The sequence below is a fragment of the Variovorax paradoxus genome (assembly GCF_009498455.1).
GTDB classification, from domain to species: Bacteria; Pseudomonadota; Gammaproteobacteria; order Burkholderiales; family Burkholderiaceae_C; genus Variovorax; species Variovorax paradoxus_H.
Map to the genome: position 1 here is coordinate 4,375,371 of NZ_CP045644.1, position 17,696 is coordinate 4,393,066.

Here is a 17,696-nt window from a genome sequence, read left to right on the forward strand (position 1 = left end):
GTTGCAGAAGACATGCCGGCGCGGCCGGTGCGAAAGCCGCCTTCTGGCGCAGGAGGGGTCCTACTGTTTGTTACCGCGTGACGCTTCCCGAAGCATCGGCTGGCGCGCCAGCACCTCGTCGCGCGGACCGTGGTCGCGCACGTGGCCGGCCTCCATGAGGATCACCGTGTCGAAGCGGTCGAGCAGGCTCAGCCGGTGCACCGACGCGATCACGCAGGCCTGCGGAAATGCGGCCGCAATGCGCGCCAGCACGCGCGCCTCGGTGGCGGCATCGAGCGCGCTGGTCGGCTCGTCGAGCAGCAGCAGCGAGCTGCCCTCGGCCGCGAGCACGCCGCGCGCCAGGCACAGCCGCTGGCGCTGCCCGCCCGACAGGTTGAAGCCGCGTTCCGAGATCGCGCTGTCGAGGTCGCCGCGCGTGGCCTGCAGCACCTCGTCGAAGGTGCTCGTGTGCAGCGCGGCGCGCAGGCGCTCGTCGTCGCAGGGGCGGCCGAAGGCGAGGTTCTCGCGCACGCTGGCCTCGAACAGCTCGGTCTCCTGAGGGATGAGCGTGGCGAGCTGGCGCAGCCGCGCCCAGTCGGCCGGCACGCCGTCGAGCGCCAGCGTGCCGCCGTGCGGCGCATACAGCCCCGCCAGCACGCGCAGCAGCGTGCTCTTGCCGCCGCCGCTGGGGCCCACCAGCGCCACGCGCTGGCCCCGTCGCAGCGAGAGCGCCACGTCGTGCAGGCCGCTGCGCGCCGGTGCCGCGGGGTCGTCCGCGACGGCGCCGCGCGGGGCGTAGCGCCATTTCAGCTGATCGACCTGCAGCTGCGTCCACGGCGTTGCTGCATCGATGCGTTCATGCGCCGGCACTTCTTCGGGCGGGGCCTGGAGCGTGGCGCTCGCCGGCGCGTGCCAGATCGGCTCGGCGCTGCTGTAGTCGGTGTGCATGCGCGCGAAGAAACTGAAGTTGGCGGCGACCGAGGTGACGACGCCCGCCGCCTGCTGCGCGTACTGGTAGATCATGAACACCGCGCCCAGCATCACGGCCTGGCCCGGCGCGCGCGCCTGCCACACATAGATCACCACCAGGCCCCAGGTCAGCGCCAGCCCCATCAGGTCGACCGCGAACCACTTGCCTTCGTTGAGCACCACGGTGCGCTTCAACGGAAGCGATACGGCTGCCATGCGACGGCGAAGCAACAGGCGCGATGCGCCCTGCAGACGCAGGCCGATCACGGTCGAGGCGTTGCCCAGAAAGTCGAGCAGCGCGGCCACGTAGCGGCGGTCGGCGTCGTTCTCGGCGCGCGCAAGCTTCATGAGCGCGCGGTCGATGCGCACGATCACCACGCCGATCAGCACATAGCCCGCGAGCGCCGTCACGCCGCTGGTGCGCGACAGCAGCGCCAGCGCCACCAGCGGCCCGACGAAGTTGACCGCGTTGGTGAGCCAGATGAACTGGTTCTGCGCGAAGTCGGCGAGCGCGCGGCTGGCCTGGTGCACGCGGTGCTGCAGCTCGCCCGAGTGGTGGCTGTCGTGCCAGGCGAGCGGCGCGGCGGCGATGCGCGCATAGAGCTGGTCGGCCAGCGTCTCGCGCACCTTCAGGCCCACGTTGCGCTCGAGGATGCGGCCCGGCCCGTGCAGCGCCCACGCGCCGACGTACACGGCCGCGAGCGTGGCGATCCAGCGGCCGGCCGTGGGCAGGTCGCCGCGTTGCAGCGCGTTGATGGCCTGGCCCGCGAGGTAGGGCAGCGAGAGGCGAATCAGCTGCGAACTCGCGAGCAACGCCGTGGCGCCCAGCAGCTGCGCACGCGCACCGGCGGCGAAGTGCCACAGCGCGGCGTAGAGCGCGCGGATCGCGCGGCCGGGGGATTCGGTGGTGGAGGTGGTCGTCGTGTCTGTCATGCGTGCGCGTCAGCCGGCCTTGCGGAAGGTGAGGTTGATGCGCTGCGCGCCGAGTTGAGCTTCCAGTGGATGCGGCATGTCTTTCAGCGGCAGCACGCCATGAAAGCGCAGCCGGTCCACACCGCCCCACACCACCACGTCGCCATGGGTCAAGGGAATGCGCTCCGTCTTGTCGCTGCGTGCGAACCCGCCGAACTGGAACACCGCCGGCATGCCCAGCGACACCGACACGATCGGCGCGCCGTGGTCGCGCTCGTCGCGGTCCTGGTGCAGCGAGAGCCGGCTGCCCGGCTGGTAGCGGTTGACCAGGCAGGCGTCGGGTGCAAAGCCGTCGAAGCCCGCCAGCGCCGCCGCGTCGCGCGCCAGCCGTGCAAAGGCCTCGGGCATCGCCGGCCACGGCGTGCCGCTGTCGGGATCGACCGCGCTGTAGCGGTAGCCGCGCCGGTCGCTGGTCCAGCCGAGCGCGCCGCAGTTGGTGAGCGCGACCGACATGGTGAAGCCGCCGGGCGTGACCAGATGGCGAAACGGCGCGCGCGCGGACACGTCGGCGATGGCAGTGAGCAGCGCGTCGACGCGCGGCAATGCAAAGCCCGGCAGCACGAAGGCGGCCGGGCCGATCGGCTCGCGCGCGGCGCGCGGCGGGGCGTCGAAGAGGTCGAACGTCATGGGCGCATTGTCGTCAGCGACGGGTGCGGTTCGAACCGTTGCTCGCGGCGGCATTGCATTCAAGCTGTCACAAAGCGTCACTAGCATTCCGAGCACCAAAGCAGTACCCGGCACCGACCCGGCGCCTGCAATTCCTCCTTCGTCACAGGACCCGGCATGTCTCGCGTTGCTCGGTCACGGTGGGTGTGTGTCTTGACCCTGATCCTCGGAATTCTGTCCCTCGCGGCCGTGTCGCATGCCGGCGAACCTGCGCCATCGCCCGATGCGGCGGGGCGCATCGCCTTCGACCTGCCGGCCCAGCCGCTGGCCACCGCCGTGCAGGTCTATGCGCAGGCGACGGGGCAGTCCGTGTTCTTCGATGGGCAGCTCACCGCCGGCCTCGAATCCGCACCGCTGCACGGCGTGTTCACGCCGCGCGAGGCGCTGCAGCGCCTGCTGGCCGGCACGCGGCTGACCGCGCGCCACACCGATGCGCGCACCTTCACGCTGATCCAGGACGAGAGCGCGCCGCCCGTGGTTGCGACGGCACCGGCCGCGCCTGCCGCGCCGGCGATGTCCTCGCGCGACGCCCGCGTGGTGCAGCAGGCGCTGGAGCGCACGCTGTGCCGCTGGCCGCATGCGCGCCCCGGCACCTACCGCGCGCTCGTGCAGCTGTGGGTCGGGCCCGGTGGCCATGTGCGGCGCACGCGGCTGCTCAGCTCCACCGGCCTCGCGCAGCGCGACGCCGCGCTCGAAGCCGCGATGAACACGCTGGTGCTCGACCGCCCGCCCGAAGGCGAAGCCGACCAGCCACTCACGGTGCTGCTGCTGCCGCGCACCGGCGACCGCCCCGACGTCTGCGACGCAGCAATCTCTCCCTGAGTACGCCGTGGAACAGGACACCCCCGGCTTTCTGCGCAGCCTGCTGACCAGCCGCTACATCGAGTTCCGCAACCGGCTGCGCCGCCGCCTGGGCTCGGATGAGCGGGCCGACGACGTGCTGCACGAGACCTGGCTGCGCGTGCAGCGCATGAGCGACCCCGGCCCGGTGCAAAGCCCCATGGCCTACCTGCTGCGCATCGCATCGAACGTGGCGGAAGACCGGCGCATCTCCCACGGGCGCCTGCTCGATTTCGTCGAGGTCGAGGAGCTGCTGCACTTTTCCGACGACAGCCACGACCCGGCCCGCGTCTCGGAGGCGCGCAGCGAGGTGCAGGCACTGGAACGCGCACTCGAGGAGCTTCCGCGCCGCCGCCGCGACATCTTCATCGCCTCGCGCGTGGACGAGACGCCGCACGCAGACCTCGCGCGCCGCTACGGCGTGTCGGTGCGCATCGTCGAGCGCGAAGTGAAGGCCGCGCTGGTGCATTGCGCCGGCCGTTTGGGGCGCGATGTGATCCAGCGGTTCGGTCCCGGTGCGGGAAAACAGTCTGAGAAGACATGATGGCTGTTCCCACTCCGACCGATCACGACCGCGCCGCGCTGGACACGCAGGCGCACGACTGGCTCGTGCGCCTGACCTCCGGCCGCGCGACCACGGGCGACGCGCAGGATTTCCGCCGCTGGTGCGCCCGCAGTCCGCAGCACGCGCAGGCGATGGCCGAGGCGACGCGCCTGTGGGATTTGACGCGTCCCGCGGCGAAAGCCGTGGCGCAGCGCATGCCCGCGATGGACGTGCCGCCGCGCGCGGCCATCGCCGTGTCGCGCCCGCCCGCGTTCGGCCGCCGCCAGTTCCTCGGCGCCGCGCTCGCGGCCGGCGCCGCCGGTTTCCTCGTGGTGCGCCCGCCTGCCGGCCTGTGGCCTGGGCTGTCCGACATGACGGCCGACTACCGCACCGGCACCGGCGAGCAGCGCCGCGTGGTGCTGACCGATGCCGCCGCGGTGGTCGAGATGAACACGCAGACCAGCCTCAACCTTGCGCGCGGCGCCGAGGGCGAGCCGCCGGTGCTCGACATGCTCGGCGGCGAGGCGCAGGTGCTGCTCGATGCGGCGCGCCGCACGCCCTTCACCATGACGGTGGGCGGCGCGCGCCTCGTGGCCGCGGCGGCCAGCCGCTTCAACGTGCGCGCCACCGGCGGCGAGGTGTGCGTGACCTGCTTCGCGGGCTCGGTCGAGCTGCGCGATGGCGAGCGTGTGCTCGTCGCCGGCGAGGCTCAGCAGATCCGCTACGGCGGCCGGCGCGAGGCCGAAGTGGCGCGCGCGCCCGACCTCGCGACCGTCGGCGCCTGGCGCGAGCGCGTGCTGGTGTTCGACGACACGCCGCTTGCGGCCGTGGTCGACGAAATCAACCGCTACCGCCCGGGCCGGCTCATCGTCACGCGCGCGGAGCTCGGGCAGCGCAAGGTGCAGGCCCGGCTGCGGCTGGACGAGCTGCCGCACGTCGAGACGCTGATTGCCGTGAGCTACGGCGCGAAGCTCACCTCGCTGCCTGCGGGCATCGTGCTGCTCGGATAGCCGCGCTCTGTGACGCCGCTGTGAAAAAAGCAGCGCTTCGTCTTCGTTCGCAAATTCTCCCGAACTTTCGTGCCGCGCGTGTCGGTCGCATCCCGTGAGCCCGGTCTCTTCTCCAGAACGGTTTTTCTCTGGGGTATGACATGAGCAACAAGACATTCCGCCGCGCGCCGGTCGCGCACGCCGCCGCCCTCGCGCTGGCCATGGCGGGCCTGGCGGGCAATGCCCACGCGCAGCGCGCCTTCAGCGCCGCATGGATGGCGCAGAAGAACGTGGCGCAGGGCACGGCCGCGGTCACGGGCTACCTGCCGAACGGCACGCCGGCCTCGATGCTGACGAACCCGCTGGCGCAGCAGCAGAAGGCCAACGAGCAGCTGCGCCAGTCGCTCGGCAACCTGGGCCTTGCGGCGCAGGCGATTGCCGCGCAGCAGGCCGCACAGGCCGCGGCGCGCGCCGCCGCGCAGAACGACCCCTCGGTGCCCGACGGCCTGGCCGATGGCGGCCTGAAGGTCGACACGAACTCGCTGAGCGCCGGCTGGCTCAACGCCCGCGCGCTGACCCGCGATTCGCAGCAGCAGGTCGACGGCCGCACCGTCGTCACCGTGGAGCAGACGGCCGACAAGGCCATCCTCAACTGGGAGACCTTCAACGTCGGTCGCCACACCACGGTCGATTTCAAGCAGCAGGCCGACTGGGCTGTGCTCAACCGCGTCAACGACCCGAAGGCGCGGCCCTCGCAGATCCAGGGCCAGATCAAGGCCGATGGCACGGTGCTCATCGCCAACCGCAACGGCGTCGTGTTCAGCGGCAGCAGCCAGACCGACACGCGCAACCTCGTGGCCGCTGCCGCCCACATCGGCGACGACCAGTTCAAGGCGCGCGGCATCTATTCGAACGACACCGCACCGAGCTTCACCACGGCCAAGGACGACCTGGGCAAGGTCGAGGTGAAGGCCGGCGCGCGGCTGTCGACGAAGGAACCCGGCTCCGTCACGCAGGGCGGCGGCTACGTGCTGCTGCTCGGCAAGGAAGTGGCCAACGCCGGCGAGATCGCCGCGCGCAAGGGCCAGGTGCAGCTCGCGGCGGGCGACAGCTTCGTGATCCGCAAGGGCGTGGGCACCGAGGCCAACGCCTTCTCGACCACGCGCGGCAACGAGATCGCGCCGCAGTTCGCGGCCGACAGCACGTCGGGCAAGGTGAGCAACACCGGCCTGCTCATGGCGCGCGAAGGCGACATCACGCTCGCGGGCCGCGAGGTGCGGCAGGACGGCGTGGCGCTCGCCACGTCCACCGTCGCCGCGCGCGGCACGGTGCACCTGCTGAACTCGGCCGCCGACACGCGCGGCAACGTGGCGGTGGGCCAGGGCGCGGTCACGGCCGTGCTCATCGAAGACGACGGCAAGGCCAGCGCGCTCGACAGCCAGCGCGATGCGCTCCTGAAGGAGTCGGCCGCCCAGGACGCCGCACGCGCGCTCGTGCCGCCGGGCCTCTTCGACAACCTATCGCGGCTGTCGGACCGCCGCGACCAGTCGCGCATCGAGATCGTCTCGGGCGGCGACATTCGCTTCGAGGGCGATTCGCTCACGCTGGCCACTGGCGGGCAGATCGCGGCCAGCGCCACGCGCCGCAGCTTCGTGGCCGACAAGGCGCGGCTCGATGTGTCGGGCGCGGTGGGCGTGAACGTGTCGATGACGTCGAACAACGTCAAGGTCAGCGTGCAGGGCAACGAGACGCGCGACGCACCGCGCAACCGCGAGAGCGGCGCGCTCTTCAACAACGACGTGTGGATCGACCGGCGCAAGCTCGTGCGCGTGGCGCCCGGCGTGGGCGGCTACGAAGGCGAGCGCTGGTACGCGGCGGGCGGCCTGCTCGAGGTCGGCGGCTACCTGGGCAACCAGGGCCACGGCATCGGCGAATGGGCCGCGCAGGGCGGCACGGTGGTGCTCGGCGGCAGCGAGGTGGTCACGCAGGCGGGCTCCAACGTCAACCTGTCGGGCGGTTCGCTGAACGTGCAGACCGGCTTCATGAACCAGACCTGGCTCAAGGGCAGCGACGGGCGCCTCTACAGCCTGGACAAGGCCCCGTCGGACCTGCTGTTCGACGGCGTCTACAAGGGCTTCGAGGCCGAGCACGTGCGCTGGGGCAAGGCGAACACCGACTACTTCTACAACCCGCTGATCGCGCCGCAGCGCGTGCTCGAAAACGGCTACACCGTCGGGCGCGACGCGGGCCGGCTGGTGGTGAGCGCGCCCACGGCCGTGCTCGAAGGCGAGATCGTGGCCGAGGTGTTCAACGGCGCGCAGCAGACGCGCGCCCGCGACGCCGCGCTGGACGACGGCTACCGCCAGTCGCAGACGGCGGTGGCGCGCGGCGGCGTGCTGGCGGTGGGGCACTACGGCGCGCTGGGTCGCATCGACCTGTTCGACACCGACGTGCGCTTCGGCGACGTGGCGGCGATCACGCAGCAGATGGCCGCGGCCGACGCGCTGGCCGACGAGCGCATCAACACGCTGTGGCTCGACGCGGCGCACCTGAACGCGCAGCACCTGTCGGTGCTCGACGTCGGCACGCGCGGCAGCGTCAACGTCGACAAGGCACTCACGCTCGCCGACGGCGGGCGCCTGAACCTGCTCGGCGCATTCATCGACATCGGCGCCGACATCACGGTGCGCGGCGGCACGCTGGAGGCCGGCAATGTGTTCACGTCGCCGGTGGCGGGCGCCCAGCCGCGCGCGCTGGTGAAGGACGCCGACTCGTCGCTCACCGTGCGCGACGGCGTCACGCTCGATCTGCGCGGACGCCGCGTCGACATCGGCACGTCCCCTGAAGACACGGCCACGCTCGCGGTCATCGACGGCGGCACCGTGCGCATGGAGTCGACGCACGGCGTGACGATCGGACAGGGCAGCCTGATCGACGTGTCGTCGGGTGCCGCGCTGCTGGCCAAGGGCAAGCCCAAGGGCGGCAAGGGCGGCAGCGTGACGCTGGTAGCCGACTCGACCGCCACCAGCACCGATGCGCAGGGGCGCTTGTCGCTGGGCGGCGAGATCCGCGGCCACGGCGTGAACGGCGGCGGCACACTGAAGCTCGAGACGGGCAACGCGCTGGTCATCGGCCTCGACCCCGCGCTGTCGGATGCGACGCAGCTCGTGCTCGACGCATCGCGCCTGCAATCGGGCTTCTCGGGCTACGACTTCAACGGCCATGCCGGGCTCACGGTCGCGCCGGGCGCGCAGCTCGACGTGGTCATGCCGGTCTACCGCATCGCACCCGGCGCCGGTGCCGACCACGAAGGCGGCCTCGCGCTGCAACTGTGGACCCCGCCGCTGCTGCAGCAGGACGCGGTGAACCGCCAGGTCGTGCAGCGCCAGGGCGCCGACCTCGTGCTGCGTTCGCAGCGCCGCAACACCGAAGGCGGCAACCTCGCCATCGGCGCGGGCGCGGTGGTGACGGTCCACGCGGGGCGCTCGATCCAGCTGCTCGGCAGCGGCAAGAGCAGCTTCGTGATCGACGGCCGGCTCAACGCCTGGGGCGGACGCATCGGCATCGACATCGAGGCACCGGCCTTCACGATGCCCGAGAGCCCGTCACTGCAGCCGCACCAGCGCTCGGTGTGGATCGGCGAGGCCGCGGTGCTCGACGTGGCGGCGCGCGCGCAGACCGGCATCGACAACGACGGCCGCCGCTACGGCACGGTGCGCAACGGCGGCACCATTTCGATTGGCGGCGGGCTCGACTGGGAAGCCAAGGGCGCGGCCCACGCCCCCGACCTGGCGATCGTCATCCGCCCCGGCGCGGTGCTCGATGCCTCGGGCAGCCACGCACGCATCGACGTGCCGACTGGCAGCCTGTGGCGCGAAATCGACGTGGCCAGCGACGGCGGCAGCATCGTGCTGAAGTCGGCGCACAGCCTGTACCTCGACGGTACGCTGCGTGCCCATGCGGGCGGCGCGAATGCGGCCGGCGGCACGCTCGCGGTGGCGCTCGAAGCGCCGGTGTTCTCGAGGTTCTTCGCCCCCGACGACGCCGTGCGGCAGTCGCGCGAGCTGCTGCTGTCGCAGACGCAGCAGCCCAGCGGCTTGCCGGCCACGCTCAGGCCGGGCCATGCCGATGCGGCACTGACCTACGGCAAGGGGCGCCTGGGCGTCGACCAGGTGCGGGACGGCGGCTTCGGCAACCTGTCGCTGCTGGTCAACGGCCTGCTGAGCTTCGACGGCAACGTCGACCTCACCACGGCGCAGAGCCTGCGCATCTACGCGGGCAGCTTCGCGCTGGCCGACAGCGCGGCCACCGATTCGCACGTGCGGCTTGCTTCGTCTTATCTGCGGCTGGCCGGCGTGACCGGTGCGCCCACGAAGGACGGCGAGGTGGTCTACACCACGACCTGGCGCCACGGCGCATCGACCCGCACGAGCGAGGCGGTGTTCACGGCCGAGGCCGACCACATCGACATTCGCGACCGCGTGGGCTTCGGCGCGCACGGCGAGATCGCCCTGACGGCCGGCCCCGCGGTGGTGGTGGACCGCCGCGGCTTCGAGACCGTGAACATGACGAGCCGCGGCGACCTGCGCCTGCTCGGCGGCACGCCCGCGCTCGGCCTGCTCGGCGCGACCACGACCGAGCTGGCGACGATGGGCGACCTCACGCTCACCGCCGCGCAGATCTACCCCGCCACAGGCGCCAATGCGCAGATCCGCGCGGGCTACGACACGGGCCGCGTGCTCGACATCCGCCGCCAGGTCGAGGGCGACGTGGCCATGCCGCAATCGGCGTTCGGCATCCTGGCGCTCGGCGGCGACACGGTGCGCCAGGGCGGCATCGTGCGCGCCCCGCTGGGCAACCTCATCTTGGGACAGGACGGGCGGAGCACCTACGAGGCGCGCGCCAGCCTGGTCGACCTGCTGCCGGGCAGCATCACCTCGGTCAGCGGCGCCGGCCTGCTCATGCCCTACGGCGGCACGACCGACGGCATCGGCTACAGCGTTGCGGGCACGCCCATCGACAAGCGCGCCATCGGCACCAGCGGAATCTTGCTCACGGGCGACAGCGTGGTCGGCCAGGCCGGTGCGCTGCTCGACCTGTCGGGCGGCGGCGAACTCACGGGCGCGGGCTTCGTGAGCGGGCGCGGCGGCTCGGTCGACGTGCTGCGCACGCCGCTGGCCAATGCCAACCCGGCCAACACCTTCAGCCAGGCGGGCAACGGCGTGTACGCCATCGTGCCGGGCTTCCAGGGCGGCTACGCGCCGGTGTCGCCGGATGCGGGCGCGGGCGAGCCGGCCATCGGCCGGCAGGTCACGCTCGACCACGACGTGGGCGGCCTCAAGGCCGGCACCTACACGCTGCTGCCTTCGACTTATGCGCTGCTGCCCGGTGCCTTCCGCGTGGAAGTGGGCGCGCCCAGCGCATTGCCCGCCGCGCCGCTGCCGGCCGGCTACGGCTCGTACGTGGCGAGCGGCTACCTCGGCGTGGCGAACACGGCGGTGAAGTCGTCGCTGGCCAGCCCGCTGGTCGTCACGCCGGCGGCCGTGGTGAAGCAGCACGCCACCTACAACGAGATGGGCTACGACGCCTTCGTGGCGGCCGATGCGGCACGCCGCGGCGGCGTGCGCGGCGAGATCGCGGCCGACGCCCGCAACCTGCAGCTCGACTACTTCTATTCCAAGCCGAAGGACGGCGTGTCGATGCTGCAGTTCGACGGCACGGCGCGGTTCAACCCGGCGGCCGGCAGCGCAGGCTTCGGCGGCACGCTGTCGGTGACGGCCGTCGCCCTCGAGGTGACGGCGCCGGGCGCCGGGCGCACGGCCGGGTTCGGGGGCGCGTCGGTGCAGGCCGACCAGCTCAATGCCTTCGGCGCGCCACGGATGATCGTGGGCGGCCGGATCGATCTGCCCTATGCCGACAACTACGCGACCTTCAAGTCGAACACCGGTCACATCGTGGTGCGCAGCGGCGCGACCTTGCGCGGCGCGGAAATCTTCCTCGTGGCCGGCGGCTACGGCGACGGCATCCAGGTGGAGCAGGGCGCGTCGCTGAACACGCTGGGCGCCGGTGCGCCGGCCTATGACTCCACCGACGGCGTGGTGTTCTCGGCAGGCCGTACCGCGGTGCTGGGGCTGTCGAACGGCTGGATCAACCTGATGCCGCCCGTTGCCGAGGCCACGCCGGTCACGATCCAGGTCGGCATCTGCCCGAGCGGTGCGTGCAGCGGCCAGACCACGCTGTACGGCGAGGGCACGCTGGCCGTGGCCACGAACCGCTCGTTCACGATGGCCGACACCGTGCGCTACGGCGCGAAGAACCTGCTGCTGGCCGTGTCCTCGGTCAACCTGGGCAGCGACGCGGCGCTGCAGCAGGCGGCCGCCAACGGCCAGCTGCCGTCGGGCCTCTCGATGAACCAGGGCATCCTGGCGAACCTGCTGGCGGGCAACAAGGGCGAGGGCGTGCCGGCGGTCGAGACGCTGGTGCTGAACGCGCGCGAGTCGGTGAACATCTACGGCGCGGTGTCGCTGGACACGCTCGACCCCACCACCGGCGTGTCGTCGATCGAGCGGCTGGTGCTGGGCACGCCGGCCATCTACGGCTACGGCGGCGCGGGCGACACCGCGAAGATCACGACCGGCGAATTCATCTGGACCGGCCTCACGCCGCGTCCGCCCGGCAGCGGCGAAATCTTCCCCGGTGAGAACGCACCGGGCGGCGCCATCGGCAGCCTGCTGGGCCACGGCACGCTCGACGTGTCGGCCGCGCGCATCGTGCTGGGCCACGCGCCGAACACGCAGCCCGACGCGGGCTTCTCGGCCGACCGTCTCGCGCTGGGCTTCGGCACCGTCAACCTGAACGCGAGCGAGCGCATCACCGCCAACGCCAAGGGCACGCTGGGCGTGTACGAGCAGCAGGGCGCGTACGTGACCGGCAAGGGCTACGAGTACACGGGCGGTCAGTTGAACCTGCGCGCGCCGCTGCTCACGGGCGAGGCCGGTTCGAACAACCGCATCACGGCGGGCGGCGACATCGTCGTCAGCGCACCGGCAGGCGCACAGCCGGCCGGCGACGTGCCGCTGGGCGCGCAACTGGCGCTCACGGGACGCCGCATCACCATCGACGGCACGGTCGGCCTGCCTTCGGGCAAGCTGCAGCTCACGGCCAGCGGCGACGTGACGCTCACCGCGAACTCGCGCATCGACCTGGCGGGCCAGGCCGTGAAGTTCTTCGAGCAGACGCGCTACAGCCGCGGCGGCGACCTCGAGGTGACCAGCACCGCGGGCAACATCGTGCAGGCGGCGGGCTCGGTGATCGACCTGTCGGCCACGCACAACCGCGGCGGCACGATGCAGGCGACGGCGCTGGGCGCCGGCGCGGGCCGCATCGACCTGGGCGGACGCATCCTCGGCACCGCGAGCGGCGCCTACGACGCGGGCGGCACGGTGGTGCCGTACGACGCGGCCGAGATCAATGTGCGCGGCCAGACCGTGGCCGACTTCGCAGGCCTGAACACGCGCCTGAACGAAGGCGGCGTGACCGGCGCGCGGCGCTTCCAGATCAAGCAGGGCGACCTCGCCATCGGCGACGAAGTGAAGGCGCGCGTGGTCGAGGTCACGCTCGACGGCGGCAGCCTCACGGTGAACGGCCGCATCGACGCGAGCGGCTTCCAGGCCGGCGCGATCCGCCTCGCGGCCAAGGGCGACCTCACGGTGAACGGCACGCTCGACGCGCACGCCACCGGCCTGCGCGTGGACAGCTACGGCAAGATCATCGACAGCCCGAACCGGGCCATCGTCGACCTCACCAGCACGCACGGCACATTGACGCTGGGCAGCGGCGTGGCCATCGACCTGCGCGCGGGCACGGGCGTGAGCGCGGCGCAAGGCAACGACGGTGCGGCGCGCGGCACGCTGGCACTGAACGCGCCGCGACGCGGCGACAACGACGTGGCGATCGGCGTCAACGGCACGCCTGCGATCCAGGGCGCGAAGACCATCGCGGTCAACGCCTTCCGCACCTACAGCGACGCACCGCTGGCAGAAGCGCCCGACGTCACGGGCCACGTGCCGCAGCTCATCACGCAGAAGTACCTCGACGAGATCGACGGCCACAGCAGCGCGTTCATCGACAAGGCGCTGGCCAACACCTCGCTGTCGGCGCGCCTCGCGGGCCTGGGCAGCTACCACCTGCGCCCCGGCGTGGAGATCGTCAGCCAGACGGCCGACGGCGACCTCAGCGTGGTCGGCGACATCGACCTCTCTGGCTACCGCTACGGCCCGGGTGCCGATCGCAACGACCCGGCGCGGCGCGGCTTCGGCGAGCCCGGCGTGCTGGTGATCCGCGCGGGCGGCAACCTCAACGTATACGGCAGCATCAACGACGGCTTCGCGCCGCCGCCGGCCACGCCCGACGACAAGGGCTGGTACCTCACCGAGCAGCGCACGAAGTTCGGCACCCCGTTCACGCCCGACGGCGGCGACATCGTCGTGCCGATCGACGGCGTGGTGCTCGACAAGGGCACCGTGTTCCCGAAGGACGCGCTGCTCAACTACGACGTGCCCGCCGAAGCCATGGTGCTGCCGACCGGCACGGTGCTGCCGGTGACCGTGACCCTGGGCGCGGCCTACACGCTGCCCGCCGGCACGGTCCTGCGCGCCAATGTCTATTACGCCGACGGCAGCCTTCGCCTGAAGGCGGGCACGGTGCTGACAGAAGCCGTGGTGCTCGACAGCGGCATGCAGCTGGGCGCCGGCACCGCGCTGCGCGGCGAGGCCAGCGTGCAGGCGCTGGTGTGGCCCAAGGGCGTGCGCCTGCCGGTCGCCATGAAGGCCGACGGCACCATCGCGCTGGCGCGCGGTGCGCTGATTCCGTCGATGACCGACGTGCAGCTGCCGGGCGACGCGGCCGTCAACCTGCGGCCCGAAGTCGACGGCGTGCAGGGCCGCAACTGGGCCGTGGCGCCGATGCTGGGGCAGGGCGCGACGAGCTGGAGCCTGCAGCTCACGGCCGGCGCCGACCTGGAGTCGGCCGACCGCCGCGCGGTCGACCCCGCCAAGCACGGCGCGCTCATCCTGGCCGACAGCCACGCGATGTACAACGTCAGGCTCATGCCCGGCGGCACCGGCTTTGTGTGGGGCCCAGGCGGCCCTGCACTCGGCTACGAAGAGGGAACACCGGTGGGCGAGCTCGAGTTCTCGGTGGGCTACTGCGATTGGGGTGGTCCGGATGCCTGCAAGGTCGATCCGACGCGCCTCTCCTATTTCTGGGGGCCCGGGGGCGTCGACCTGGACCCGAGCTTCGTCGAGGGCACGCCAGTCCTGCCCGACTACGTCACGATCTGCGAATGGGGGCCGAGCATCTGCACGACGGTCATCAACCCCGTCAAGGACGTCACCAGATACACGCCGCTGTCGCCGATGTTCAGCGTGCTGCGCACCGGCACCGGCGACCTGGGCCTGGCGGCGGCCGGCAATTTGGTCATGGAGTCGCCGTTCGGCGTCTACACGGCCGGCACGCGCTCGGCGCCGCTGCTCGATCCCAACGGCCTCGACCCGTTCAACCTCGCACGCGGCAACGCGGTCGGCGGCTCGGTGATCGGGCCGCAGACGGCGGACTACAGCGCCGCGCTCGCGGCCTACCAGGCCTGGTACCCCGAGCACGGCGGCAACCTCGACATCGCGGTGGGCGGCAATGTCGTCGGCGACGTCTGGGGCCACTTCGCGGGCGAGCGCGCACAGATGCCGAGCGCCGCGGTGGGCAACTGGCTGTGGCGCCAGGGCTCGGGCACGGCCCTGGCCGGCAGCGACCGCATCGCCACGTCGTGGTGGATCAACTTCGGCACCTACGCGCTGCCGGCCGGCGTGGAGTTCAGCACCGACAGCAGCCCGGAGCCCTACCTGGTGGGCTTCACCGGCATGGGCACCTTGGGCGGCGGCAACCTCACGCTGCGCGCGGGCGGCGACGCGGGCCTGACCACGCGACTGGGCAACGCCCCGCTGTGGCAGCGCAGCGAAGCCATCGTGGCGGCGGTCGGCAGCACCGGCCGTGTCGATGCGAACGGCCAGCTGACGCTCACCGGCGGCGGTGACCTGCAGCTGCGCATCGGCGGCGTCGTCAACCCGAACCTGGCCGCGGCGCAGTACGCGAGCGCTGGCGTCAACGCGCAGTACCAGGACCTCAATGGCGCCCTGGTCAACCTGCGCGGCGCGGCCACCGTGTCGGCCGCCGCCATCGGCGGCATCGAGCTGCGCTACCGCAAGGCCGAGCGTTCGATTCCGGGCCAGGAAGGCGATGCGATGGACACGCGCCCGATCGACCCCTTCGTCCCGACCATCGGCATCGGCAACGCGGGCATCGTGCTCGTGCCGGGCGACTCGGCGATGTACCTGGACACGCCGGGCGACCTGGTGCTCACGAGCGTGGCCGACGCAGGCCGCGCGCGGGTGCCGAACAGCTCGGCCTTCAAGCTCGGCGGCACCGAGTACGGCATCGGCCAGGGCTGGTTCACGCTGTGGACCGACCGCACCGCGATCAACCTGTTCAGCGCCGGCGGCAACCTCACGCCCGGCACCGACCTTGCGAACCTGCAGCCCAGCGGCCGGTACCTCGGCAGCATCAACATGAGCGACAACGTCACGGTCTATCCGTCGATCCTGCGCGCGACGGCGGCCTCGGGCAGCCTGTACCACGGCTTCTCGGCCACGCCCGGCACGCAGGCGCCGGGCCGTGCACTGGTGCTCGCGCCGTCGGCTTCGGGCGCGCTCGAGTTCCTGGCCGGCAACTCGCTGTTCGGCGGCGGCTATCCGGTGAGCATGTCGGGCGCGGTCACGCCGCTGCCCACGCCATGGGCGCCTGCGTTCGTCGGCTACGACGCGATGCAGCGGCCGGTGGTCTACAACACCAGTTCCGAGGGCTCGTTGACCGGGTCGCTCGGCGTGCCGAACTACGGGGAGGTCGACCGCCATCCGCTGTTCGCCTTCGGGCCGGACACGCTGGGCAGCCGCGCGCTGCACGCGGCCGACGCGCCGCCCTCGCTGTTCTATGCGGCCAAGGGCGACATCCTGGGCCTGGCCAGCGGCACGGCGCGCAAGGTGGATTCCAGCGGCCAACCCGTGCCCGAGACCTGGTACCGCTCGGCCGCACCGGCACGCATCCGCGCCGGGCGCGACATCGTCGGCACCGAGGCGCTGATCGTGAACAACGACCCGCGCGACGTGTCGCTGATCGAGGCTGGGCGCGACATCCTGTATGCGAACGTGCAGGTCGCGGGCCCCGGCGCGCTGGAAATCTCGGCCGGCCGCCACATCACGCAGGACGACCGCGCCAGCGTGGTCAGCCGCGGTGCACTGGCCGAGGGCGACACGCGCCCCGGCGCGAGCATCGCGATGATGGCCGGCATGGGTGCTGGAGGTCCGGATTTCTCGGCCATCGCCGACCGCTACCTCGACCCCGCGAAGCGCGCCGAGTCGGGCCCCGGCCAGTCGCTGGCGAGCCAGCCCGGCCGCGTGGTGAAAACGTATGACGCCGAGCTGGCCGCATGGCTCAAGGAGCGCTACGGCTTCGTCGCCACCAGCGCCGATGTGAAGGACCCGGGCAGCGCGCTCGCGTACTTCAAGGCGCTGGCACCGGAGCAACAGCGCGTGTTCCTGCGCGGCGTGTACTTCGCCGAGCTGCGTGCGGGCGGACGCGAATACAACGACGTGGACGGCCCGCGCTACGGCAGCTACCTGCGCGGTCGCGGCATGATCGCCACGCTGTTCCCCGACCTCGACGCGGCGGGCCAGGAGATCGTGCGCACGGGCGACATCATCCTGTACGGCCCTTCGGGCGTGCACACCGATTTCGGCGGCGACATCCAGATGCTCGCGCCGGGCGGCCAGATCGTGGTGGGCGTGCAGGGCGCGGTGCCGCCGGGCAGCGCGGGCGTCATCACGCAGGGCAGCGGACACATCCAGCTGTTCAGCGAAGGCAGCCTGCTGCTGGGCCTGTCGCGCGTGATGACCACCTTCGGCGGCGACGTGCTGGCCTGGTCGGAGCAGGGCGACATCAACGCCGGCCGGGGTTCGAAGACCACGCTGGTCTACACGCCGCCCAAGCGCGTGTACGACAACGTCGGCAATGTGAAGCTGTCGTCGCAGGTGCCCAGCTCGGGTGCCGGCCTGGCCACGCTCGCGCCCATCGCCGAAGTGCCGGCGGGCGACATGGACCTCATCGCGCCGCTGGGCACCATCGATGCGGGCGAAGCGGGCATCCGCGTGTCGGGCAGCGTGAACCTCGCGGCCTTGCAGGTGGTGAACGCGGCCAACATCCAGGTCAAGGGCCAATCGGCCGGCCTGCCGGTGGTGGCCTCGGTGAACGTGGGCGCGCTGAGCAACGCCAGTGCGGCGGCCTCGCAGGCCACGGCGGCGGCGCAGGACGTGATGCAGCGCGAACGCGCGGCGGCGCGCCAGAGCCTGCCGTCGGTGTTCTCGGTGCGCGTGCTGGGCTTCGGCAACGAGCCCGCCGACGGTGCGGCCGCGCCGTCCGATGCGGGCCGCGCCACGGCGCGCCCGGTGGGCTACGACGAGAGCAGCCCCGTGCAGGTGCTGGGCCGCGGGCCGCTGGGCGATGCGCAGAAGACCAAGCTCACGGCGCAGGAGCGGCGCTTGCTGGGGCAGTGACAGGGAAGGGCGGCAGAGGGCGGTAGATGAAATTTTTGTGACAAACGACATTCCCGGGTGCGCTGTTCCGTCTTGGTC

General features: G+C 72.0%; 6 protein-coding genes. 4 read left to right on the forward strand and 2 right to left on the reverse strand.

Translation table 11 applies throughout. The features are described 5' to 3' along the window. Positions 1 to 60: 60 nt before the first annotated feature. Both GFK26_RS20175 and alkB read right to left on the reverse strand, forming a co-directional pair. Positions 61 to 1,881: an ABC transporter ATP-binding protein gene (locus GFK26_RS20175; RefSeq protein ID WP_153283541.1), complete on the reverse strand. Its 1,821-nt coding sequence runs from the start codon at positions 1,879 to 1,881 to the stop codon at positions 61 to 63. A gap of 9 nt (positions 1,882 to 1,890) precedes the next feature. Further along, on the reverse strand, positions 1,891 to 2,547 hold the full coding sequence (gene alkB / locus GFK26_RS20180; protein ID WP_153283542.1) for a DNA oxidative demethylase AlkB: 657 nt from the start codon (positions 2,545 to 2,547) through the stop codon (positions 1,891 to 1,893). A 192-nt stretch (positions 2,548 to 2,739) separates the two neighbouring features. Here alkB and GFK26_RS20185 point away from each other — a divergent pair, with 192 nt between their 5' ends. From GFK26_RS20185 to GFK26_RS20200, 4 genes are all read left to right on the forward strand, one after another. Continuing rightward, positions 2,740 to 3,408, forward strand: a complete 669-nt coding sequence (locus tag GFK26_RS20185) for an STN domain-containing protein (RefSeq protein ID WP_194273916.1) — start codon at positions 2,740 to 2,742, stop codon at positions 3,406 to 3,408. Positions 3,409 to 3,415: 7 nt separating this feature from the next. Continuing rightward, positions 3,416 to 3,970, forward strand: coding sequence for an RNA polymerase sigma factor (locus GFK26_RS20190; RefSeq protein WP_099790409.1), 555 nt, complete (start codon positions 3,416 to 3,418; stop codon positions 3,968 to 3,970). Beyond that, positions 3,970 to 4,980: a FecR family protein gene (locus tag GFK26_RS20195; RefSeq protein WP_228121713.1), complete on the forward strand. Its 1,011-nt coding sequence runs from the start codon at positions 3,970 to 3,972 to the stop codon at positions 4,978 to 4,980. The genes GFK26_RS20190 and GFK26_RS20195 overlap by 1 nt, the downstream gene beginning before the upstream one ends. A 140-nt stretch (positions 4,981 to 5,120) precedes the next feature. Beyond that, a complete protein-coding gene (locus GFK26_RS20200; protein ID WP_153283545.1) occupies positions 5,121 to 17,618 on the forward strand; it encodes a filamentous haemagglutinin family protein in 12,498 nt (4,165 codons plus the stop codon). Positions 17,619 to 17,696 lie beyond the last annotated feature (78 nt).